We start from the raw sequence: 21,239 nt of genomic DNA on the forward strand, positions 1-21,239 counted from the left end.
GCCTGAGATCGAGGCACTCCTGGAAAGGGACTCCGATGAACACGAAGCCTTTCACATCTGGCCTGGGCGAGAACGCGGTGATGATCACGCGCGTCGCGGACCGGCAATGGCATGCACTGGATGACGACTTGGTGGTCGGCCGCGGGCATGCGGAGCACCGGCCTGACGGACGCTTGTTCGTCAGCATCGACGCCTGGCACGACGCCGCCTTCGACCGGCTCGCCGAGGCGATGCTGGCGGAACTGCCGGCGCCGCTGTACACGGTGGTCGACGAAGCCGACGCCGAGCTGACGGCCGGCTGGCGGCGGGCCGGTTTCTCGATCCGGCGCCGCGAGTGGGAGTACGTCGTGCCGACCGACCCGCAGGTCACAGGGCTCGAAGCAGTCCTGCCGCCTTCGGGCGTGACGATCGTGCCCGCCGGGCAGGCGGACGAGAGTCTGCTGCGGGCGGTGGACCGCGCGATCCGCGACGAAGTCGAGGCAAGCGTCGGGTGGCAGTCGATGCCCGCGGAGGTGATTCGCCGCCCCGAAGGCGACACCATCGTCGACCCGTCGAAGTACGCGGTGGCCGCGGCGCCGGACCGCTACCTGGGTCTGATCCGGGTGGTGACGGTGAACCGGCCGCGCATCGGGCTGGTCGCGGTCCGGGCCGGCGAGCAGCGCCGCGGCATCGCGCGGGCGCTGCTGGCCCACGCGCTGGAGACACTGCACCGCTCCGGGTTCGTCGCGGCCTGTACGGAAGTCCACGAGTCCAACCAAGCAGCCTCGGCGCTGTTCGAGGGCATCGGCGCCCAGCCGATGAACAGCAACCTGGAGCTGGTGCGATGACGAAGAACAAGAACGTCATCGAAGTCGAGGGCAAGGTCGTCGAGTGCCTGCGCAGCGCCATGTTCACCGTGGAGCTCGAGAACGGCCACCAGGTGCTCGCGCACATCAGCGGGAAGATCCGCAAGAACTACATCAAGATCATGCTGGAAGACCGGGTACTGGTGGAGCTCCCGCCGTACGACCTGACGCGCGGCCGGATCGTGTTCCGGTACCGGAACTGACGGCGGTCGACACCTTCCGCGGTAGCTGACCCCGGGGGCCCCGGTCACGGCGTTTCCGTGACCGGGGCCCCGATGATGGCTCGCACGGCCGCAGCGGCCACCGCTCCAGCCACCGCCGGCAGGTCCGGCCCGAGCCGAACTCCGGCTCCAAGGACAGCAGTTGCCAGGCGATGTCGTTGTGCAGCATGAGGCCCAGTTGGCGGACGCCGTCCTGACCAATGCGGATCCGGCGCGGTCGCACCTCGTGCGAGCCGACCTGAGGCGGATCCAGGCGGCCGGGGCGCACTTCGACGACACGTACCTGACTGGGGCTGAAATGGAGGATGCCGACCTGAAGCGGGCCAGCCTCGTCCGTGCCAGCCTGCCCGGCGCGATCCTGCGCGGAGCGGACTTGAGGCAAGCCGGTCTCCGTGACGCGGACTTCACCGGAGCGGACCTTACCGGCGCCGACCTCACCGGGGCGAAGAACCTGTCGACAGCGGGTTTCGATGGTGCCGTCCTCAAGGACACCCGAGGGTTGCCTGCATGACCACAGCCCGATTTCCACCACCCCGGCTCATTGCGTCAGCCGTTCTCACTCGACGTGATCCACAGGTTTCGTCCCGTGGGGCCGTACGGGCACGCGGAGGGGGTTCCCGCCGGTAACAGGAACCCCCTCGATCCCCGACGTCGTGCTGCCGGTCCCAGGAAGACAGGAAGACAGGACAGTTCCTACGGGGTGCGGCCGGGCCGCTGTCTCCCAGCTCATCACCGAACCGCCGTGACCACAAGATCGTTCGCCTCTTCGGGAGCCTTCGGAAGGGGCGCCGGAGTTTCGGAACGCCGTACATGCAGGTCACAGCGGTGGGGGTCGGGATGGTGGGGTTGTGCTGCGGCCGGGTGCGCCGGCGGGCGCGGCAAGAAGCCGGTCAGTATGCGACACGGACCGAAGACTTCAGAAATAGATCGGAATACCCGTCAGCCGGTAACGGAAAAGCGGAATCCTGATGCGGCAGGAGATTCCCCGAGCTTTCTTGAGTTCCGCTCGCATAACAGCCTTGCCGCGGAACGTCTTCACCTCCAGGGTCGGGGAATCCAAAACGCCTCGTGTCCCGGCCGGTAACCGGACACGGGGTGCTCCGTGCGGCGAATTGGCGTCGCTCCCAGGAAGACAGGAATTCGTTCATGCTGCATCGATACAGCCTTCTCCGTCGGCAGCAGTTCCCGGCCGGCGCGCTCGGCATCGGCACGGCCACCGCCGGTGCCGCCGGCGCGGGAGGTGTGTGATGGCGTGGGACCAGGTGCCCGGCAGGCGGCAGGCGGCGCATGACACCGTGCCGCCGCGGATCGGCAGCCGGCAGCAGTTCCGTGAGGAACTGACGAGACTGCGCACCGGGCTCGGTGTGTCGCTCGCCCAGCTCGAGCAGGCCAGCCAGCGGCAGGGCAAGAGGCTCCCGCCGGCCACCGTCTCCAATGTGCTGTCGCGGGACAGGCTGCCGGAGTGGGAGTTCGTCGCCGATTTCCTGGCCGCGTGCGGTCTGGACGAGGCGCAGCGCCAGCCCTGGCAGCAGGCCTGGCGGGAGCTGGCCGCGGTGTCCGCGACCCAGGCTTCCGTCCCGGCCCCGGCCCAGGCCCCTGCTCCGACTCCGGCTGGGGCTGGGGACCCTGGTGGTTCGGAAGCAGCCGCGTCTCCTCCCCCGGTGCCTTCCCCTCCCCCGGTGCCTTCGCCGCCTCCGGCAGCGCCCCCCGGCAAGCCGCCGGGCAAGTCCCCGGACGACATCCCGCCCGCCGACGGCGGCCGGTGGAAGGCGTGGCGGGCCGGGCTGGCGCGCCGCCGGGCCGCCGTGGCGGTCTGTGCCGCCCTCGCGCTCGCGGTGGCCGCCGGGGTGTACGCCGTCGACCAGCACGATCAGCGTGTGCGGCGCGGCAAGCAGCTGGAAGAGGAGAGGCAGCGGCAGGAGAAGTTCCGCGAGGAGCACTGCGGGACCCTGAACCCGGCGCTGGTGACCGAGGCCGGCGGGGAGTGCACGGGAGTGACCGACGGCCTCGACCGCTCCGACGTGTTCGGCTCCGCCCTGGAGCCCGTGCTGACGGCCATCGGTGCGGAGAACCACCGGGCGGCCCGCGGCGGCCAGTACGTCACCATCGCGTTCCTGGCGCCGCTGACCTCGGTGGGCCAGGCCGGCAAGGCCAAGGACCTGACGCTCGACCAGTTCGTCGGGGAGGTCGAGGGCGCCTACACGGCCGTCGAACGGGCCAACACCGACGACGGCCCGCTGAAGATCCGTCTGGTCCTGGCCAACATGGGCAGCGGCGAACTGCACTGGAAGGACACCGTCGAGGCGCTGGACGGGGTCGAGAACCTGGTCGCCGTCACCGGGATGGGACTGAGCCAGCAGGAGTCCGTCGACGCCGCCCGTGCGCTCAGCAAGAAGGACATCCCCATGGTCGCCGACCTCATCACCGCCGACGGATTCGACACCACCGGCACCATCGACAGCCCGCAGAGCGGACCGGAACGCATCAACGGGCTGGTCCGCGTCACCCTGACCAACGCAGCCCAGCTCAAGGCGCTCGGCGAGGAACTGGCCGGCGACACGCGCACCGCCGCGCTGGTGCGCACCGACGTGACCCCGAACGGAACCCGCGACTTCTACACCGACTCCCTCTACCAGGACTTCCGCACCGTCAGCGGGCTGAAGAAACACCTCGACCCCGCGGCGGACTTCTTCTTCGACCCCCGCGGCGGGGCGGCCTCGATCCTGGACACCATCGGCCAGAACCTGTGCAACACCCAGCGCCCCGTCGACACCGTGTACTTCGCGGCCCGCGAGAAGTACCTGCCCGACTTCCTCCAGGCCCTCGGCCGGCGCAGCTGCCACCGCCGGCCCATCACCGTCGTCTCGGGGTCCGACACGGCGGCCCTGGACCCCAAGACCCTCACCGGCCTGAACCAGGAGGGCGAGGCACCCATCGCCGTCCTGTACGCCTCCCTGCCCGCCGCCGCGGCGCTGCGCGGCCCCGGCAACAGCGACCACAACCTGTACGACAAGTTCCTCGAGGCCTTCGCCGGCGACCACCACGGGCAGAAGTTCCCCGCCGGCCACGCCACCCGCGGCTACTGGCCCGTCCTCGCCCACGACGCCGTCCTCACCGCGACCACCGCCATCCGCAACGCCACCACCCCCACCACCGCACGCCCCAACCGGTACGCCGTCCTCAACCACCTCTACGCCCTCACCGACGGCGCCGTCCCCGCCGCCACCGGGCGCTTCGGCATCGACACCACCGGGAACCGCACCAGCGTCCCCATCACCCTCCACCGCCTCGGCACCACCGCCTCCTGACCCCGGCCCGGGCATCCGGCCGCGTCGCTTCGGGGTGCCCGTCGTCAGGCGGGCACCCCGGCCTCGTTCATGACCACGGCCATCGCGTCCGGGGGAAGGGCCGGGTTGGCGCCCGCGCCGTCGAAGGCGATCAGCCGCAGCAGCAGCGGTGTGGGGAGGGCGGGGTTGGCGGCGACTCCGTTCAGCGCGGAGGAGTGGAAGGCGACCATGTCTGCGCTCCCCCGGCCCGCCGCGTTGCGCGCAGCCCTCTTCGGACGTCTGCACGGCATCGGTCTTCCGGCCGGCCGTCATCCTGCCATGCGGCGGACCGTCTGTGCACGTGATCGCCGGGAGCCCGCCCACCGTGTCCGGGGCTGTTGCCGCCCTGGCCGCAGCCGGCTGAGAACGAGGAAGCCGGGGCGCGGCACGCCGCTCGGGAACGGGCGCTGCACGGCCGCCGAGGCACCGCCGACCAGCTGCCCCGGCTGCCCGGTTCATCGGCTCAGGAACAGGGGCCGGGAACCTGTGGACCGGGGTGCCTGTCATGCGTGCTGCGGACCCCGGAGCTTCGGTCTGTGGGGGCGTGTCCGCGAACGCGCGACAGCGGCCGGCCGGGTACACGTGAACGTGCCCACTCCGGCGTACCGCACAGTGCCGGGCCGTTCGGGAGGAGACCGCCCGGGGCCGGTGCCGGCCCTCCGCCTCGTGGCTGTGGCCGGCGAGGTCGTGGCGCGGCGGTTGCTCGGTTCATTCCTGCGTCCAGGTTTGGAGCAGGGCCTTGCGCGCGTGCGGCTTCGGTGTTGCCTCCTGGCCGTGCTCACAGCCCCAGGCCTCGAGGGCTCGCAGGTCCGCGGTTCCTGCCACGAAGCGGGCGAGCAGGTCCTGGGAGAGCGCCGTCTCCTCGGCGCCGTATCCTCCGGCCGCCGCCGAGTACACCGTCACCTGCTGCGGCCCGTCCTCCGTTTCCAGCCGCAGCGTCATCGCGGTCGGGCCCTCGCCGATGAAGGCGCCGGCCGCGGCCGAGACCACCGAGCCGAGGAGCTTCGCCACACGGCCCGACGGGTTCTCGGTGGGCACGTCCTCGATGACCGCGGAACGCAGTCCTTCCCACGTCCACGTCCGTGAGCCGCCGGGGTCCAGGGCTTCCAGCCCGTCGGCGGTCAGCCGGACACCACCCCCGACGGCGGTCGGCGGCGACCCCACGTACACCGCGTCCGGAGTGATCCAGAACAGTCCGACCATCGTCACGCCCGACTCCCACTCTCGTCGCTCCGGCACGGGCCCCGCCCGCAACCCTTACCGCCCGACGGGAGCCGAACGCCGCCGCCACGCCGAGGTGCCGTGCCGGGACGGTGCCGCCGCGGTTTGGTTTGGCCTGGCCTGGAAAGGCAGCGCGGGATGCGGGCCGGGGACACTCGTTGGCTGCCGGCCGGTCCGGTCCGCCGGTAGGGGTGCGGTGGGCTGCCGGGTCAGGCCGCGGTGTTGTGTTCCGGCGGCAGGATCAGGGTGGGTTCGAGGGGCACGCGGGCGGCGGCGGGCTCTTCGTGGATCCGGGTCAGGGCGGGGCGTGCGCCCCGCTGCTGGCGCCAACCCGCCTGGGCGGCCACCACGGCGACGTAGGGGATGAGGAAGGCGCCGGCCAGGGCGCAGAGGGCGAGGGCGGGCCAGCGGTTCCAGGTGGCGGCCATGACGACCACGCAGGCGCTGCGTACGAGCATGGCGGCGAGGTAGCGGCGCTGGCGGCCGCGGACGTCCTGGGTCAGGCCGGTGCGGGCCTGGGTGATGGACTCGGGGCGGGGGCCGTGCCGGTGCCAGGGGGTTCGGCGCATCAGGGCCTCCGTGGACGCTCCGGCTCGAGTGCCGGATGGCCGGAAAAAGAGGGCGGAGCAGGCTCCCTGCGGGCTCTCTGCGGAGCGGGGCCGAGGGGGCCCGCGCGGTGCGGGTGTTCGCCTGTGCCGCCGGTGCGGGCCGGCGGCACGGGGGCGGCGCGGGTGGTCTGTCCCCTGACCGCCCGCGCCGCCGGGTCAGTGCAGTTCCTGGTCCGGTTCGCGTCCTGGCTGGAGGGCACCGGGCCGGGCGGTGTCCAGGTGTCCGTTCGGCGAGGCGTGGCCGTCCGGGGCGTGGTCGAGGTGTGCGCGGGCCTGCTGCATTTCCTGCGGTGTCGGGTGGGGGATCTGGCCGCTGTTCAGCCAGCGGCTGAGGCGGTGGCGCAGTATCTCCTTGCGGGCCCGCGGGTTGGGCACACCGTCGTGCTCGGCCGCGGGCGCCGGTGCCGTCTCGCGGACCTCCCTGGACAGCAGGGCGTACTCCTGTCCCCGGTCGAGGGGCTCGTGGACCTCGACGAACTCGCCGTGCGGCAGCCTTCTGATCTTTCCGGTCTCGCGGCCGTGCAGGAGCTTGTCGCGGTCGCGCAGCTGGAGGCCGAGGCAGATCCGCTTGGTGATGACGTAGGTCAGTGCCGGGACGAGGAAGAACCCGATCCGTACCGCGTAGGTGATCTGGTTGAGGGAGAGGTGGAAGCGCTCGGCGAGGATGTCGTTGGCGCCGCCGAACAGCAGGACCAGGTACAGCGCGACGAAGGCGCAGCCGAAGGCGGTGCGGGTGGGGTGGTCGCGGGGCCGGTCCAGGAGGTGGTGTTCGTCCTTGTCGCCGGTGACCCAGGCTTCGAGGAAGGGCCACAGGGCGAGGACGAGCATCATGAGGGTGGGCAGGATGACGGCTGGTATCAGGACGCCGAAGTTGACCGTGTAGCCGCCCGGTACGGTCCATTCCCAGGCGGGGAAGGCCCGCAGGGCGCCTTCGAGGAAGCCCATGTACCAGTCGGGCTGGGAGCCCTGGGAGATCTGGTCGGAGCGGTAGGGGCCGTAGGTCCACACGGGGTTGATCTGGGCGATGCCCGCGGTCAGGGCGAGGACCCCGGAGACCAGGAAGAAGAAGCCGCCGGCCTTGGCCGTGTAGTGGGGCATCAGGGGCTGGCCGACGACGTTGTTCTCGGTGCGGCCGGGGCCCCGGAACTGGGTGTGCTTGTGGTAGAAGACCAGGATCAGGTGGATGACGGTCAGGGCCAGCATGATGCCGGGGATCAGCAGGATGTGGAGGCTGTAGAACCGCGGGACGACGTCCTGGCCGGGGTATTCGCCGCCGAAGAGGAACATGGTCGCGTAGGTGCCGACCACGGGGATGGCGAGGGTGACGCCTTCGGCGATGCGCAGTCCGGTGCCCGAGAGCAGGTCGTCGGGCAGTGAGTATCCGACGAAGCCTTCGAGGATGACCAGGACGAGGATCACGAAGCCGATCAGCCAGTTGACCTCGCGTGGCTTGCGGAACGAGCCGGTGAGGAAGTGGCGCAGGGTGTGCAGGCAGAGTGCGCCGATCATGGTCAGGGCCGACCAGTGGTGCAGCTGGCGGATGAACAGGCCGCCGCGTACTTCGAAGCTGATGTCGATCGTGGAGGCGTAGGCCTTCGACATCGGGATGCCCTGGAGCGGGACGTACGAGCCGTGGTAGACGGTCTCGGCCATGCTCGGCTCGAAGAACAGGGTGAGCCAGGTTCCGGTGAGGATGAGGATGATGAAGCTGTAGAGCGCGATCTCGCCGAACATGAACGACCAGTGTTCGGGGAAGACCTTGCGGGCCAGGAATCCGAAGTTGTAGATCCCCAGCCGTCCGTCGGCCCAGTCGGCGATGCGCTCGCCCTTGGGCGCTTCGGTGCGCCCGCTCGGCGGAGCCTCCTCGATCGTGCTCATACCCGCGCGCCCTCCCGTCGCCGCTCGGCCGTCACAGGCACACCCCGCCCGGCCGGTGAGCGGTCGGGGGTGGGGGCGGCCTGCCGCGGCGCAAGCGGGCCCGTGCCCTGGAGCGGATCGAACGCTATCGACGCGTGAGGAGGGCGAACAACCGCGCTCAAGCGAGACTCAAGTCTGTACCGGGTTGATTCCGGGGCGAGTTGGGAGCCGGACGGGATCCGGTCTGCGGCCGGCGGCCACAACAGGCCTTGATTTACGGCCGGGTTGGCGGTTCGTGAGCGTTCCTCTTCACTCAAGTGGGCCTGGTCGGCGGCTGGTTGATCCACTCCTGTCATGTGCGCAGCGTAGGTCCGGGCCGCTTCGGCGCGCGATGGGGCCGAATCCGCCGTACGGCTCGAACACGCGGGTGCGCCAGGGGGGTTCACGGCCGCCGCTGGTCGCCTGCGGGTGCCGCGGCCGGCCAGGGAGCCTGCGGGCCCGTGGGCCGCGGCCGGGCGGCCAGGGCGGCGGGCCCGGTGGCCGGTACGTCCGGCGCGGCCGGGCGGCGCCTTCGCGCTTCGGGGCCGTGGGTGAGGCTGGGCGGTGCCGCCGGGGCCGGGCCGTGCGCGGGGCGCCACGCGGCCCGCAGCAGGCGGGGCCGCAGCGCGGCGGCGGGCGGGGCGGCCGTCTGGTGCTGGTGGAGCAGCAGCGTCGCCGCGTGCCGGTCGGTGGTCGCGGCGGCCGCCATCCGGGCCGCGTACCGTCTGCCGAGCCGGGCGCGCAGTCCGGCCGGCAGGCCCTGGGCCGCCTGCGCCGCGTTCAGGCTGCGGATGCCTGCCCGCCAGGCGGGGGCGACGCGGTGGGCGAGGGCCTGGCGCAGCCGGTAGCTGAGGCCGACGGCTGTTCCGTGGCCGGCCAGCAGGTCGTCGAGGACGAGTGCGCACTGCACGGCGAGCGTCATGCCGTGGCCGTGGGCCGGGTCGAGGGTGGCGAGGGCGTCGCCGACGACGAGGAACTGATCGGGCCAGCGGCGCAGTTTCTCGTAGTGGCGCCAGCGGTGCTCGCCGGGGCCGTAGCCGTAGAGCGGGCCGAGCGGGGTGGCGGCCTCGAGGAGGTCGCGCAGCAGCGGGTGGGGCAGGGCGGCCGCGGCGCGCAGCAGGCCCTCGTGGTCGGTGGGCGGGGGTGTGCCGTCGCTGGAGCTGAGCGACACCGACCAGCGGCCGCCTTCGACGGGGTTGAGCACGCCCTGGCGCGGGTTGCCGGCCGAGGGCATGAGCAACAGGCTCTTGAAGTCGGCGACATGGCCGACGGGCGGCGCGAACACGGCGGTGGTGTGGACGGTGCGGGCGGCGGCCACCGACTGCGCGGGCGGCTGGTAGCCGAGTTCGGCCAGCCACCGGGGGGCGGACGAGTCGCGCCCGGAGGCGTCCACCACGAATTCGGCGGGTATCAGGCGCCGGGGTGTCCAGCCGTCGGGGGCCTGCCGGTCCCGGCCGCGGGCCCATACGCCGGTGACGGTGTCGTTGCCGCCCTCCCGCAGGGCGACGACCTCGTGGGCCGGCAGGAAGGCCACCTTGGGGTCGGCGCGCAGCCGGTCGCGTATCACCGAGTCGATCAGGTCGCGGCCGGCGCTCAGCATCGACAGGCCCGAGTCGAACCGGGGCAGCCAGCCGGCAGGGCCGAGCAGCAGCATGTCCTGGGGCATGCGGACGCGGACCGCTCCGGCGCGGGTGAGGTCCCGGCCGATGCCGGGGAACAGCTGCTCCAGGCCGTGCTGGGCGGTGGTGGTGAGGCTGTGCGGGTGCCGTGCCTGGGGTACGCCGCGGCGGCGCCCGGGGCCGCGTGGCAGCCAGTCGCGTTCGATGACGGTGACCCGGTCCATGAAGTTGGCCAGGGCCCGCGCCGCGGTGAGCCCGGCGAGGCTCGAGCCGATCACGACGGCGTGGCCGTGGCCGCCTGCGTCGACGGCGCGTGCGTCCAGACTCAACTCGGCTTTCCCCCCTGTGTGTTGTGGTTGCATCATGCGGTGCGGGGCCGGCCGTGCGGCAGGGTGTGTCCGGCCGGCCGGTGGGGCCGCCGGGTGGGGGCGGTGCTGTGGTGGGCGCGGCGGGGACGGCGGGTCGCCGGGGGTGTGCAGCGGCGATGTGCCTGGTGGGATGCGCCTGTCCGGCGCCGTGCGCGGGCGCCGGACGGCGCCCGTGCACGGCGCCGGTTCCGGGGCGGGGGTTCGAGCGGACGTCGAGGGATTCACGAGGAGGACTCCGGCGGCCGTCGAGGACGCGGCAGGCCGCCGGACGGGGGCCGCTGCGGCGGCGGGGCGGTGTGCGGGCGGCCGGGGCGGGGCGCGGCGGCTCGGCGGTGCCCCGAAGGCCGGTTGCGGGCGGGGCGGGAACCGGCGGGCGGGGCCGGGCCCGGCCCCGCGTCGCGGGGGCACTCCCCGCGTACCGTGCTCACCCGCCATCGGGCGGCCCGGCCGGGCCCGGGAGCAGCGGAAGAACCCGGCGGCGCCAGCCATGTTCCACCCGGTCGTCGTCGGCGGGTCATCGTCGGCGGGCGCCGCCGTGGCCTGACGGCCGGCGGGGTGGTGGCCGGTGGGGTGACGGCGGCGGACGCGACGGCCGATGGGGTGACGGCGGCGGACGCGACGGCCACTGGCGTGACGGCCGATGGCGTGAGGGCGGCGGACGCGACGGCCACTGGCGTGACGGCCGATGGGGTGACGGCGGCGGGCGCGACGGCCACTGGCGTGATGGCCGGTGGGGTGGCGGTTGGTTCGGTCATCGGTCGGCCATCAGGTGGGCCACCCGGTGGGCCAGTTCCACCGACTGGCCGTGGTTGAGCCGCGGGTCGCAGGCGCTCTCGTAGCGCAGGCCCACGTCGGCCGCGGCCACGGGGGCCAGGGTGCCGCCCGCGCATTCGGTGACGGGTGCGCCGGTGAGTTCGAGGTGCACGCCGCCGGGGTGGGTGCCGAGCGCACGGTGCACCTCGAAGAAGCCGCTGACCTCGTCCACGATCGCCTCGAAGTGGCGGGTCTTGTGGCCGCTGGGGCTCTGCACGGTGTTGCCGTGCATGGGGTCGCACACCCACACCACCGGGGCGCCGCCGGCCGTCACCTTCTCCACCAGGGGCGGCAGCACGTCGCGGACGGCCGCGGCGCCCATCCGTACGATGAAGGTGAGGCGGCCGGGTTCACGCCGGGGGTCGAGGCGGTCGGCGAGCGCGAGGGCCTCGTCGGCGGTGCTGCGCGGGCCGAGTTTGACGCCGACGGGGTTTCGGATGCGGCTGGCGAACTCCACATGGGCGCCGTCGGGCCGGCGGGTTCTCTCGCCGATCCAGACCATGTGCCCGGAGGTGGCGTAGCGGCCTGCGGTGCGGGCGTCGAAGCGGGTGAGGGCGCTCTCGTACTCCAGGAGCAGCGCCTCGTGGCTGGTGAAGAGCTGCCCGGGCGGGTCGTCCGGGCGGGCGGCCGGGCGGGTGCGCAGGTAGTTCAGGGTGGCGGCGGAGGCGTCGTACACGCGGGTGAGCCGTTGGGCGTCCGGGGTGCGGGCCTCGGCGGTGAAGCGCCGGTCGTTGACGGCGTCGCCGCGGTAGGCGGGCAGGGTCAGGGCGCCGCGGGTCTCGGTCGGGCTGGAGCGCGGTTTGGCGTACTGGCCGGCGATGCGGCCGACGGTGACGACGCGAAGGCGGGTCGCGGACGTGAGCGCCGTGGCCATCCGGCCGAGCGTGTGGAGTTTGCCGTCGAGCTGGTCGGCGGTGAGCGCGTCGAAGGTCTCCGCGCAGTCGCCGCCCTGGAGCAGGAAGGCCTCGCCCCGGGCCACGGCCGCCAGCCGCTCGCGGAGCAGGTCGCACTCGCGGGCCGCGACCAGCGGCGGGCGGGCCGTGAGCGCGTCGACCGCGGCGCGCAGGGCGGCGGGGTCGGGCCAGTCGGGCTGGTGGGCGGCGGGCCGGCTCCGCCAGGATTCGGCCTTCGGGTCGTCAGGCGGCGGGCAGGCGCCCGCGGCACCGTGAACGGCGGCAGTCACGAAAGACATGACCTCAATTCCTCAGCTGGGGTCGCCCGGGCCGGCGAGCGTCCGGCCGGCCGGTGGGCCGGCTGCCTGGGCGCGTTCCGGCCGGGTCGGGCAGGGCGGCTGGTGCGGCGTCGGTACGGCGTCGGTACGTGCGCCCGCCGGCGGGGCCCGGGGCGGGGCGGCCGGGGCGGGGCGCAGTGGCGCGGCGGTGCCCCGAAGGCCGGTTGCGGGCGGGGCGGGAACCGGCGGGCGGGCCGGGCCCGGCCCCGCGTCGCAGGGGCACTCCCCGCGTACCGTGCTCACCCGCCATCGGGTGGGGCGGCCGCGGGGGTCGGTCTGTCGGAGGGGGACACGGTCTGGCGCAGCGCGGTCTCCTTGATGAAAAGCCCCGCGACGAGGACGGCCGCGCCGGCGCCGGCGGCGGCGAGGAACGCGGCGTGGGTGCCGGCGGCGGTGGCGTGCCGGTAGGCCTCGCGCACCGGTGCCTGCAGCGCGGACAGGCTCGCCGCGTCCAGCCGGGCGTGGTCGAGCGCGGGGCGGCCGGGGGCGCGCTCGGCCATCGCGTCCAGGACACGGCTGTTGAACAGGGCGCCCATGAGGGCGACGCCGATCGAGCTGCCGAGCATGCGGAAGAGGGTGACCGCGGCCGAGGCGGCCCCGATGTCGTTCCTGTCGACGCTGTTCTGCGCGATCAGCGTCACGATCTGGACCAGGCAGCCGAGGCCGGCGCCGAGGACCGTCATGCACAGCGCGGACTGCGGCCGGGAGGTGGTGGTGTCCATCTGTGACAGCAGTACCGTCCCGGCGAGCAGCAGCCCGCCGCCCGCGACGGGAAAGATTCTGTAGCGTCCGCTGCCGGTGACGACCCGGCCCGCGAACGCGCCGACCGCGGTCATCGAGACCAGCATCGGCAGCAGCAGCAGCCCGGAGCCGGTCGCGGAGGCGCCCTGTACGGCCTGCTGGTACAGGGGCAGGAAGAGCACGGCGCCGAACAGCACGAAGCCGGTCAGGAACGCGATCACCGACATCAGCGCGTAGTTGCGGCTGCGGAAGATGTGCAGCGGCACGACCGGCACGGCGGTCCTGCTCTGGCGGACGGCGAAGGCGGCCAGGCACAGGGCGCCGCCCGCGGCCGGCGCCACGAGGGTGCCCGGGTTCCCGGCGTACGGGGCGCCGGCCCGGGTGGTGAGCAGGACGATCGCGGTGATGCCGGCCATCAGGAGCACCGCGCTCAGGTAGTCGATGCGCGCCGGGGAGCGCCGGTGGGGCAGCCGCAGCACCGACGTGGTCAGGACGAGGGCGAGCGCGCCGATCGGCAGGTTGATACAGAACGCCCAGCGCCAGCCGAGGTGGTCGGTGATCGTGCCGCCGACGAGCGGGCCGCCGATCATGGCGGCCCCCATGGTGGCGGCGAGCAGGCCCTGGTAGCGGCCCTGTTCGCGCGGGGGTACGAGCTCGCCCACGATCGCGACGGCCCCGGCCATCAGGCCGCCCGCGCCGATGCCCTGGAGGGCCCGGAACGCGATCAGCTGGCCCATGTCCTGGGCCAGGCCGCACAGCGCGGAGCCGGTGAGGAAGACGGCGGTTGCGCCGAGGAAGGCGCCTTTGCGTCCGTGCAGGTCGCCGAGTTTGCCCCAGACCGGCGTGACGGCGGCCGTGGCGAGGGTGTAGGCGGTGACCACCCAGGTCTGGTGCCGCACGCCGCCGAGGTCGCCGGCGACGGTGGGCATCGCGGTGCCCACGATCATGTTGTCGAGCTGGGAGAGGAGCATCGCGAGCAGCAGCGGGATCAGGGCGCGGCGCCTGTCACGGCGCTGTGCGCGCTGCTGGTGCGCGCTGCCCGTCGCCTCACCGGCTGTGGTGGCCACCCTCGCTCTCCCTGCTCGACTCGCCTTGTTCCATGGGCAGTTGTGTGCGCTCGTGGTCAGCAGATCTTCATCGTCGCCATCATGCCCATGGCCGAGTGGTCGAGCATGTGGCAGTGGTACACGTAGGTGCCCCGGTAGCTGTCGAAGGTCATCTGCAGCTTGACCGTCTCCCCCGGCTTGAGCACGACGGTGTCCTTCAGGCCCGACTCGGCGGGCCCGGGTGCCGCCCCGGCCCGTTCGAGGACCCGGAACTGCACCAGGTGCAGATGGAAATTGTGCGAGGCCTTGGCGTTGGCGTTGGTGACCGTCCAGATCTCACTGGCGCCGAAGCGGATGCGGGCGTCGACGCGCTCGGGGTCGTAGAGCTTCTCGTCGATGTAGGCCTTCGGGTCGACGCGTCCGTCCTCGTCCATCCTGAGCACCACCGTGCGCTCGGCGGTGGGCTGGGGCAGCGGCGGCAGGGTGCGCAGCGTGGAGGGTACGGAGCTGGGGTCGTCCGCCGTGCGCACCACGTCGAAGCGCATCACCTGGCCGACTTCCTCGACCGGGCCGAAGCCCGCGGTGTTCTTCAGGACGATCTTCGTGCCGACCGGGTAGCGCGAGAAGTCGATGACGACGTCGGCGCGTTCGCCCGAGGACAGGTAGACGGTCTTGGTGGTGTACGGCTCGGGCAGCAGTCCCCCGTCCGAGGCGATCTGGATCATGTCGCTGCCGTCTTCCAGGCCCAGCTCGACGAAGCGCTGGTTGGAGGTGTTGGCGAAGCGCAGCCGGTATTTACGGGCGGCGACCTCGAAATACGGGTAGGGCGCGCCGTTGACCAGGATGGTGCTGCGGGCCCGGTCGCTCATGGTGTAGATGAGCTGGCCGGTCGTGGTGTCGAAGTGCGCGTCGCGGATGCCGATCAGCACGTCGTAGGCGTCCTTGGGCAGCGGCAGCGCCGCCTCGTCGGCGTCGCTGAGCAGGTAGCTGCCGTGCAGGCCGCGGTAGACGTTCTCGGACTCCACGTGGTGGGCGTGGTCGTGATACCAGAGCGAGGCGGGCCGCTGCCTGTTGGGGTAGGTGTAGACGCGTTCGGCGCCCGGCGCGATGACGTCCATGGGGCTGCCGTCGCTGTTCTGCGGCACCGAGGCGCCGTGCAGGTGGACGGAGGTGTCCACAGCGGTCTCGTTGCGCTGGCGGATGACGACGGGGCGGCCCCGGCGCGCCTTGATGGTGGGGCCGGGGAAGTGGCCGTCGAACGTCAGCAGGTCGGTCGTGAGACCGGGGAGTATCTCCTTGCTCGTCGCGCGCATGGTGACCTCGTAGCGGTCCACGCCGCCGCTGGTGGACACGGGTGAGAGCACGGGGACCAGGGGCATGGGGACGCTGAACGGCGTCACTACGGGGGCCGCGGCCTGCTGCGGCGCCGCCGCGGAGGCGTCGCGCGCGTTGAGTACCGGGAGAAGGGAGACCCCGGTGAACCCCGTGCCGCCGATGGCGAGTCCTGCGCCGAGCACACGGCGTCGGGCGACCATGATGTGTCCTCCTGTGGTGCGTGCCGGAAAAAAGGTGAAGTGGCGGGCTCAAGTCCAGCACCAGGAACTCGTGTCCCGCTCGCGCCGTGAGCGCGGTTCGACCCGCTGCCGAGCAGGGTTGCGGCGGGATTCGAGTGCGCCGCGCTCCTGGTACTGCAACCGTGCTCGTTCTGGGCGCCGGGCCGTTGTCGTGGGCTGTGTCCGCGTCGTGGGCAGTGACGGACGCGGGCTTGGTGTTGTCGTCCGCGGCGCCATGTCGACCAGTGCGGGAGGTGGCCGACGGGCGGGGCCGGCGGTGGGTGGGCCGGGCGCCCGGCGGCGGGCGCAACGTCCCACGCCCCGCCGGCTGTCGGGCTCTGGAGCGGGGCGGCGGACCTGCTCGGTTCCGGGCCGCCGGGGCTACGGCCTCTCGGCCCGTATGACGGCGAAGAGGTCCCCCGCCCTGCCGCCGTCGTCCTGATCCTGGTCTTCTGCCCTTTCCGTCAACCGCAGTTCGCGGGCGGCCGGATGTGCGGTGCGTAGCGGCCCCAGTCGGCATGTCCGGGCTCGAGGTCGCGGGTGCACAGCGCACGGCGTACCCGTTGCTCGTCGAGGTCCCAGAGGCGGATCGTGCCGTCGTTGGAGACGCTGGCCAACCGCTCCCCGCGCCCGCGGGGATGGCTGGGAGGACTGCGGCGGGGCGTGTGATGCCGACGGTCATCGGGACCTGATCGCCGTGGGCAGTCGCTTGCCGTGGTGCTCGGCTTCGATTCCGATGATCGGACCGTCCGGGATCGGCAAGTCCTCGCTCCTGCGCGCCGGCGTAGCCGCGGCAGTGGCCCGCGGGGCCCTGCCGGAGTGGCAGCCGGGCGCCTGCGAAGTGCTGTATCTGCGCCCACCGGGCGTCCGCTGGACGAGCTGCGCGGCCAGGCCGTGCGACGGCCGCTGGAGTCCTACGCGCTGGTGATCGTGGACCGGTTCGAGGAGCTGTTCACGCTGTGCCAGGAGCAGTCCGAACGGGAGGCGTTCATCGAGGGCCTGTGCCGCAGCGCCGCAGACGGCCTACCGGTGGTGCTCGGAGTGCGCGCGGACTTCTACGGACACTGCGTTGCCCATCCCCTGTTCTTCGCAGGGAATCCCGGCCTTCAGGCCGGGCGGGAATGCGATCCTCGGCCCGCAGGCGCGAAGCGCCGGAGTTCTCTGCGTCTTTGGGGTGACGGTCAGGTCGGCCGCTTCTGGTTGTCGATGTAGTCCTTGACGATGCTCAGTGGTGCGCTGCCGCAGGATTTCGCAAAATACGACGGGGGCCAGAAGACGGATCCCGTGCCGATCCGGTTGACAGCGTCGGAGCACCCTGGACAGCTACGTACTCCGCGCCGAGCACGCGCTGCTTGCGCAAGCTGATCACTGCGTTACGCCGCGAGGGCGCGGGCCCGGTGCGCGAAGGCCGACGCCGGAGCCTGCCCCTGGAGGACCAGGTGCTGCTGGTGACCGCTTCCGCCCGCACTCCACGGGCTCTCGATCAAGTCACAGGTGCGCTGTGGAAGCGTTGCCGCGCTCCCCCTGTACGGGCCCGGCAACGACAGCGGCACGGCAAGCCGCGCGCAGTGAACGGAGATCCCCATGACCTGGCCGACCGGACCCGACGCCGCGCCCGCACCGAGCGCGGCGCTGTACCCGGAGGTGTCGGGGTTCTACGCCCGTCAGATGCAACGCCTGGACAGCGGCGACGCACAGGGGTGGGCGGCCACCTTCACCGAGGACGCCCTCTTCCACCTGCCGACACGCCCGGAGCCGATGCGCGGCCGCGCGGCCCTGGAGAGCGGCGCCCGTACGGCGGCGGCCGCGATCGCGGCCGCCGGGGAGCGCCGCCGCCACGTCACCGGCATGTTCGTCATCGACGAACGCCCGGACGGGGCGCTGGACGTGCGCGCGTACACCGTCATCTACGCCACCCGGATCGGGGGCGCCTCCCGGGTGCACCAGGTCTGTGTCTGCGAGGACGTCCTGGTGCGCGCGCAGGGCGGGCTGCGGGTCCGCAGCCGCCGGGTCAGCCTGGACGACCAGGCCACCGGCCAGACCACCGGCCAGACCGCCGGCCAGGCGGGCGGCCAGGCGGGCGGGGCGGGCCATGCGGGGCGGGCGGGCCAGGCTGCCGAGGCCGGTCCGGGCAGGTCGGGTCCGGGCGGGTCCGGTCCGGGCGGGTCCGGGCGGCCCGGACCGGTGCGTCCCTGAGACGCCCGGCGGCCCGGGAAAACAGCCGCAGGCGCCGCGGTCCGCCCGGGAGTACGGCGCTCCGCCGGCGAAGGCCGGTCCGGGCGGGCCACGCCGGCCCGGGAGGGTGCGTCCCTGAGGCGCCCGGCGGCGCCGGAAGGCAGCCGCAGGCGCCGCGGTCCGCCGGGAGTGCGGTGTCTCCCGGGTGAAGGCCGGTCCCCGCGGGTCCGTGCCGCACACGGCGTGGGGCACCGGCCGCGGGACACGTCCTTCTCACCCTTCTCACCCTTCTCACCCTTCTCCTCTCGCTCCTCCGGCTCATCCGGCTCCTCTCGTCTGCGAGGTCTTCATGACGGAACTGACCGGCATCACCCGAGCGGCCGCGCCTGTCGCCTTCCCCCAGGACCGCGGCTGCCCCTACGAACCGCCCGCCGCCTACGCCGCCTTGCGTGACGGGCCGGCCCTGTCCCGCGTCGCCCTCTACGACGGCCGCGAGGTCTGGCTGGTCACCGGCCACGGCGCAGCCCGTGCGCTGCTGGCCGACCAGCGGCTGTCCTCGGACCGCTGCCGCCCCGGCTTCCCCCAGCTGTCGGCCCGCCTCGCGGCCATCCAGAGCGACCGCAGCCCCGCCCTGTTCGGCACCGACGACCCCGAACACCAGGTGCAGCGGCGGATGATGATCCCGTCGTTCTCCCTCAGGAGCGTGAACGCACAGCGGCCCCGCATCCAGCGGACCGTGGACACGCTGCTGGAGGCGATGATCGCGCAGGGCCCGCCCGCCGAGCTGGTCTCCGCCTTCGCGCTGCCCGTGTCGCTGACGATGATCTGCGGCCTGCTCGGCGTGCCCTACGCCGACCACGCGTTCTTCACGGCCCAGTGCCACAGGATGCTGAGCGGCCCCACGGGCGCCGACGCGCGGGACGCCCGCGGCCGGCTGGACGAGTACCTCGGTGACCTCATCGACCGCAAGGAGCGGCAGAGCGCGCCCGGCGAGGGCCTGCTGGACGACCTCGTCCGCGACCAGCTGCGCGCGGGCACCCTGGAGCGGGCCGAACTCGTCTCGCTGGCCCTGCTCATGCTCGTCGCGGGCCACGAGACGACCGCCGGAATGATCTCCCTGGGCACGCTCACCCTGCTCGCCCACCCCGAGCGGCTGGCCGAGCTGCGCGCCGATGCGGCGCTGTGGCCGGCGGCCGTCGAGGAGCTGATGCGGATGCTGTCGATCTCGGACGGACTGGCACGCCTGGCGCTGGAGGACATCGAGGTCGCCGGTGTCACGATCCGGGCCGGTGAGGGCGTCCTCTTCGCGCTGTCGGTGATCAACCGCGACGCGTCGGTGTACGACGCGCCCGACGCCCCCGACTGGCACCGCCCCGCCCGCCATCATCTGGGGTTCGGCTTCGGCATCCACCAGTGCCTGGGCCAGAATCTGGCCCGCGCGGAACTGGAGATCGCCCTGAGCAGCCTGTTCGCGCGGCTGCCCGCGCTGCGGCCGGCCGTCCCCGTGCAGGAGATCCCCTTCAAACCGGGCGACACCACGCAGGGGCTGCTGGAACTCCCCGTCACCTGGTGAGGGGCCCGGCCGGCGTCAATGCCGCACGGCTGCCTCGACGACCGAGGCGTGCGGTGAGGCCTCCACCACGCTCACCACGGCGAACCCGGCCTCGGCGAGCAGCGCTTCGTACTGCGCGCGCGTGCGGCTCTTGCCGTTGAGCACCGTCATCATGACCATGTCGATGGTCTTGCCGGGGTGCGGCTCGTTGCCCGGCGGCACCAGCGCGTTGATGACGAGCAGCCGGCCGTGCCCGGGCATCGCCCGGCGGCAGCTGCGCAGGATGCGTACGCACTCCTCGTCCGGCCAGCTGGCCAGCACGTGCTTGAGGAGGTAGACGTCGGCCCCCGGGGGGACCGATGTGAAGAAGTCCCCCGCCTCGGCGCGCCAGCGGCCCGTCAGCTCCGGGGTGTCGAGCACATGGGCGCTGACCACGGACTCCAGGTCGAACAGCGTGCCCGTCAGCTGCGGATGGCGCCGCAGGAGGGCGCGCAGCAGGCCGCCGCGGCCGCCGCCCACGTCGACGGCGCTCTTGGCGCCGTCGAGGTCGCAGGCCGCCGCGACGTCGTTGGTGAGTGTCTCCGAGAAGGCCGCCATGCTGGCGTTGAACGCCGCCCCCAGTTCGGGGTCGGCCGCCACGTAGTCGTAGAAGGGGACGCCGTACAGGCCCTCGAAGGCGGTCCGTCCGGTGCGTACCGCCTCGTGCAGCCGGGCCGCGGAGTGCCAGAAGACCTCCTCGCCGCGTACCAGGACGTAGTCGCGCAGTGAGCGCTTCGCGTCCGTGCGCAGCGGCTGGGCGAGCGGTGTGAGGTGGAAGCGGCCGGCCTCGTCCTCGCTGAAGACGCCCTTGGTGGCGAGGAAGCGCAGTACCCGGTACAGCTGCGGCCCGTCGACGCCGGCCGCGCGGGCCAGCTCCGCGGGGGTGCGCGGGCCGTCGGCCAGCAGGTCGGCGATGTCGTAGCGGGCCGCGGTGTGCAGCGCCGCCGAGTACAGGTAGCCCAGGGACAGTTCGAGCAGCTGCTCGGTCGGCTCCCCGAGGGCGCCGGCCGCGTCGGCGGGGGCGCCCGGGGAGCCGGCCGCTTCCGCGCCGGCCGGGCTGGGGAAGGTTTCCGCGGCGTCGGGGTCAACAGCTGTCATCGGGCGCTTCGCCTCTCTCCTGCCTCTCACGAGGCACATCAACCGGATCCGTTCGTGCCCCAGCCTGCGCCGCGCGCATCGCGGTCCGGTCGAAAAGCGCCTGAGCCGCAGGCGGACGCCGCCCCCGCTGCGGCGCCGGTGCGCCGGGCGGGCGGCGGCTGTCGAGCCGTCCTCGACCGGCCGCCGAGCCCTGGCCGAGTCGGGGAGGACATGCTTGCCCGCGACCCTTTGACCTTTTCGACCCCCGTCTTCCGCCTTCCGTCTTTTCGTCTTTTCGCCTTCTGGCTTTTCGTCTTCTGGCTTTTCGTCTTTTCGTCTTTTCGTCCTTCGGCCGCGGTGCCGTCCTCCGGCGCCGCGCGCACACCTACGCCGCGAGGGGATCCCATGGCCGACGCCGCACCGCACGGCTTCACCGACGCCGCCGCACTGCGCCGCAAGAACCGTGCCACCGTCGAGAAGTACCTGGCGGACACCAAGGGCGAGAGCCGCCTGCGCCGGCACGAACTGTTCGTCGAGGACGGCAGCGGCGGCCTGTGGACCAACGACACCGGCGCGCCCATCGTCATCCGGGGCCGCGACCGCCTGGCCGAGCACGGCGTCTGGTCGCTGAAGTGCTTCCCGGACTGGGAGTGGTACAACATCCAGGTTTTCGAGACGCAGGACCCCGGCTTCTTCTGGGTGGAGTGCGACGGCCACGGCAAGATCTGCTTCCCGGGCTACCCGGAGGGCTACTACGAGAACCACTTCCTGCACTCCTTCGCCCTCGACGACGGGAAGATCGTGCAGAACCGCGAGTTCATGAACCCCTTCGAGCAGCTGCGCTCGCTGGGCATCCCCGTACCGGAGATCAGGCGCGCCGGAATTCCCACCTGAGGAACTGGAGAGCC

The 21,239-nt window shown here is 72.8% G+C and carries 19 protein-coding genes; 8 read left to right on the plus strand and 11 right to left on the minus strand.

Annotation, left to right across the window (positions count from 1 at the left end; all coding sequences use genetic code 11):
• The first annotated feature begins 35 nt into the window (after positions 1 to 35).
• From G9272_RS00230 to G9272_RS00245, 4 genes are all read left to right on the plus strand, one after another.
• Positions 36 to 827 (plus strand): GNAT family N-acetyltransferase, encoded by a 792-nt coding sequence (locus G9272_RS00230; RefSeq protein ID WP_171394612.1) that lies wholly within the window; start codon positions 36 to 38, stop codon positions 825 to 827.
• A complete protein-coding gene (gene infA / locus G9272_RS00235) occupies positions 824 to 1,048 on the plus strand; it encodes a translation initiation factor IF-1 (RefSeq protein ID WP_010981942.1) in 225 nt (74 codons plus the stop codon). The genes G9272_RS00230 and infA overlap by 4 nt, the downstream gene beginning before the upstream one ends.
• 160 nt (positions 1,049 to 1,208) lie before the next feature.
• Complete coding sequence (locus tag G9272_RS45850) at positions 1,209 to 1,577, plus strand: pentapeptide repeat-containing protein (protein WP_171394613.1); 369 nt, start codon at positions 1,209 to 1,211, stop codon at positions 1,575 to 1,577.
• 736 nt (positions 1,578 to 2,313) lie between these two features.
• Positions 2,314 to 4,374, plus strand: a complete 2,061-nt coding sequence (locus tag G9272_RS00245) for a helix-turn-helix domain-containing protein (RefSeq protein WP_171394614.1) — start codon at positions 2,314 to 2,316, stop codon at positions 4,372 to 4,374.
• Between the two features lie 44 nt (positions 4,375 to 4,418).
• Here the strand turns inward: G9272_RS00245 and G9272_RS00250 are convergent, their stop codons facing one another.
• The 9 genes from G9272_RS00250 to G9272_RS00290 all read right to left on the minus strand — a co-directional run bounded on the left by G9272_RS00250 (position 4,419) and on the right by G9272_RS00290 (position 16,105).
• Positions 4,419 to 4,583, minus strand: coding sequence for a hypothetical protein (locus tag G9272_RS00250; RefSeq protein ID WP_171394560.1), 165 nt, complete (start codon positions 4,581 to 4,583; stop codon positions 4,419 to 4,421).
• Between the two features lie 517 nt (positions 4,584 to 5,100).
• Positions 5,101 to 5,601 (minus strand): hypothetical protein, encoded by a 501-nt coding sequence (locus G9272_RS00255; protein ID WP_171394615.1) that lies wholly within the window; start codon positions 5,599 to 5,601, stop codon positions 5,101 to 5,103.
• Positions 5,602 to 5,822: 221 nt separating this feature from the next.
• The gene (locus G9272_RS00260; protein ID WP_171394616.1) at positions 5,823 to 6,182 is read right to left on the minus strand and encodes a DUF3099 domain-containing protein; all 360 of its coding nucleotides are present in this window, start codon (positions 6,180 to 6,182) and stop codon (positions 5,823 to 5,825) included.
• Between the two features lie 195 nt (positions 6,183 to 6,377).
• Positions 6,378 to 8,099 (minus strand): cytochrome bc1 complex cytochrome b subunit, encoded by a 1,722-nt coding sequence (gene qcrB, locus G9272_RS00265; RefSeq protein ID WP_171394617.1) that lies wholly within the window; start codon positions 8,097 to 8,099, stop codon positions 6,378 to 6,380.
• A 421-nt stretch (positions 8,100 to 8,520) separates the two neighbouring features.
• Positions 8,521 to 10,065 carry an FAD-dependent oxidoreductase gene (locus G9272_RS00270; RefSeq protein WP_171394618.1) on the minus strand — a complete coding sequence of 515 codons (1,545 nt, stop codon included), beginning with the start codon at positions 10,063 to 10,065 and terminating at the stop codon, positions 8,521 to 8,523.
• 790 nt (positions 10,066 to 10,855) lie between these two features.
• Positions 10,856 to 12,109 (minus strand): 3-deoxy-7-phosphoheptulonate synthase, encoded by a 1,254-nt coding sequence (locus G9272_RS00275; protein ID WP_171394619.1) that lies wholly within the window; start codon positions 12,107 to 12,109, stop codon positions 10,856 to 10,858.
• A 278-nt stretch (positions 12,110 to 12,387) separates the two neighbouring features.
• Positions 12,388 to 13,956, minus strand: a complete 1,569-nt coding sequence (locus tag G9272_RS00280; protein WP_437184240.1) for an MDR family MFS transporter — start codon at positions 13,954 to 13,956, stop codon at positions 12,388 to 12,390.
• A 56-nt stretch (positions 13,957 to 14,012) separates the two neighbouring features.
• Positions 14,013 to 15,470: a multicopper oxidase family protein gene (locus G9272_RS00285; protein WP_171394620.1), complete on the minus strand. Its 1,458-nt coding sequence runs from the start codon at positions 15,468 to 15,470 to the stop codon at positions 14,013 to 14,015.
• Positions 15,471 to 15,952: 482 nt separating this feature from the next.
• Positions 15,953 to 16,105, minus strand: coding sequence for a hypothetical protein (locus tag G9272_RS00290; protein WP_171394621.1), 153 nt, complete (start codon positions 16,103 to 16,105; stop codon positions 15,953 to 15,955).
• A 202-nt stretch (positions 16,106 to 16,307) separates the two neighbouring features.
• Between G9272_RS00290 and G9272_RS00295 the strand changes: the two genes are divergently transcribed.
• Positions 16,308 to 16,700: an nSTAND1 domain-containing NTPase gene (locus tag G9272_RS00295; protein WP_171394622.1), complete on the plus strand. Its 393-nt coding sequence runs from the start codon at positions 16,308 to 16,310 to the stop codon at positions 16,698 to 16,700.
• On the opposite strand, the gene G9272_RS00300 is transcribed toward G9272_RS00295, so the two are convergent.
• Positions 16,670 to 16,780 carry a transposase gene (locus G9272_RS00300; RefSeq protein ID WP_437184356.1) on the minus strand — a complete coding sequence of 37 codons (111 nt, stop codon included), beginning with the start codon at positions 16,778 to 16,780 and terminating at the stop codon, positions 16,670 to 16,672. The two genes, G9272_RS00295 and G9272_RS00300, sit on opposite strands and share 31 nt — an antisense overlap.
• Before the next feature lie 292 nt (positions 16,781 to 17,072).
• Here G9272_RS00300 and G9272_RS45855 point away from each other — a divergent pair, with 292 nt between their 5' ends.
• Entirely contained in the window at positions 17,073 to 17,684 is a 612-nt protein-coding gene (locus tag G9272_RS45855; protein ID WP_171394623.1) for a nuclear transport factor 2 family protein, read from the plus strand.
• Positions 17,685 to 18,012: 328 nt separating this feature from the next.
• The gene (locus tag G9272_RS00310) at positions 18,013 to 19,236 is read left to right on the plus strand and encodes a cytochrome P450 (protein WP_171394624.1); all 1,224 of its coding nucleotides are present in this window, start codon (positions 18,013 to 18,015) and stop codon (positions 19,234 to 19,236) included.
• 15 nt (positions 19,237 to 19,251) lie between these two features.
• Here G9272_RS00310 and G9272_RS00315 read toward each other — a convergent pair whose 3' ends face one another.
• The gene (locus G9272_RS00315) at positions 19,252 to 20,352 is read right to left on the minus strand and encodes an ArsR family transcriptional regulator (protein WP_171394625.1); all 1,101 of its coding nucleotides are present in this window, start codon (positions 20,350 to 20,352) and stop codon (positions 19,252 to 19,254) included.
• A gap of 384 nt (positions 20,353 to 20,736) precedes the next feature.
• Here G9272_RS00315 and G9272_RS00320 point away from each other — a divergent pair, with 384 nt between their 5' ends.
• Positions 20,737 to 21,225 (plus strand): PhzA/PhzB family protein, encoded by a 489-nt coding sequence (locus G9272_RS00320; protein WP_142270678.1) that lies wholly within the window; start codon positions 20,737 to 20,739, stop codon positions 21,223 to 21,225.
• Positions 21,226 to 21,239 lie beyond the last annotated feature (14 nt).

Origin of the sequence: Streptomyces asoensis (assembly GCF_013085465.1) — a bacterium.
GTDB classification, from domain to species: Bacteria; Actinomycetota; Actinomycetes; order Streptomycetales; family Streptomycetaceae; genus Streptomyces; species Streptomyces cacaoi_A.

Excerpts from the sequence above, each read along its gene's own strand:
- G9272_RS45855 (WP_171394623.1), top strand. The coding sequence starts at position 17,073 with ATGACCTGGCCGACCGGACCCGACGCCGCGCCCGCACCGAGCGCGGCG.
- G9272_RS00230 (WP_171394612.1), top strand. The coding sequence starts at position 36 with ATGAACACGAAGCCTTTCACATCTGGCCTGGGCGAGAACGCGGTGATG.
- G9272_RS00315 (WP_171394625.1), bottom strand. The coding sequence starts at position 20,352 with ATGACAGCTGTTGACCCCGACGCCGCGGAAACCTTCCCCAGCCCGGCC.
- infA (WP_010981942.1), top strand. The coding sequence starts at position 824 with ATGACGAAGAACAAGAACGTCATCGAAGTCGAGGGCAAGGTCGTCGAG.
- G9272_RS00245 (WP_171394614.1), top strand. The coding sequence starts at position 2,314 with ATGGCGTGGGACCAGGTGCCCGGCAGGCGGCAGGCGGCGCATGACACC.
- G9272_RS00275 (WP_171394619.1), bottom strand. The coding sequence starts at position 12,109 with ATGTCTTTCGTGACTGCCGCCGTTCACGGTGCCGCGGGCGCCTGCCCG.
- G9272_RS00250 (WP_171394560.1), bottom strand. The coding sequence starts at position 4,583 with ATGGTCGCCTTCCACTCCTCCGCGCTGAACGGAGTCGCCGCCAACCCC.
- G9272_RS00260 (WP_171394616.1), bottom strand. The coding sequence starts at position 6,182 with ATGCGCCGAACCCCCTGGCACCGGCACGGCCCCCGCCCCGAGTCCATC.
- qcrB (WP_171394617.1), bottom strand. The coding sequence starts at position 8,099 with ATGAGCACGATCGAGGAGGCTCCGCCGAGCGGGCGCACCGAAGCGCCC.
- G9272_RS00310 (WP_171394624.1), top strand. The coding sequence starts at position 18,013 with ATGACGGAACTGACCGGCATCACCCGAGCGGCCGCGCCTGTCGCCTTC.
- G9272_RS00285 (WP_171394620.1), bottom strand. The coding sequence starts at position 15,470 with ATGGTCGCCCGACGCCGTGTGCTCGGCGCAGGACTCGCCATCGGCGGC.
- G9272_RS00320 (WP_142270678.1), top strand. The coding sequence starts at position 20,737 with ATGGCCGACGCCGCACCGCACGGCTTCACCGACGCCGCCGCACTGCGC.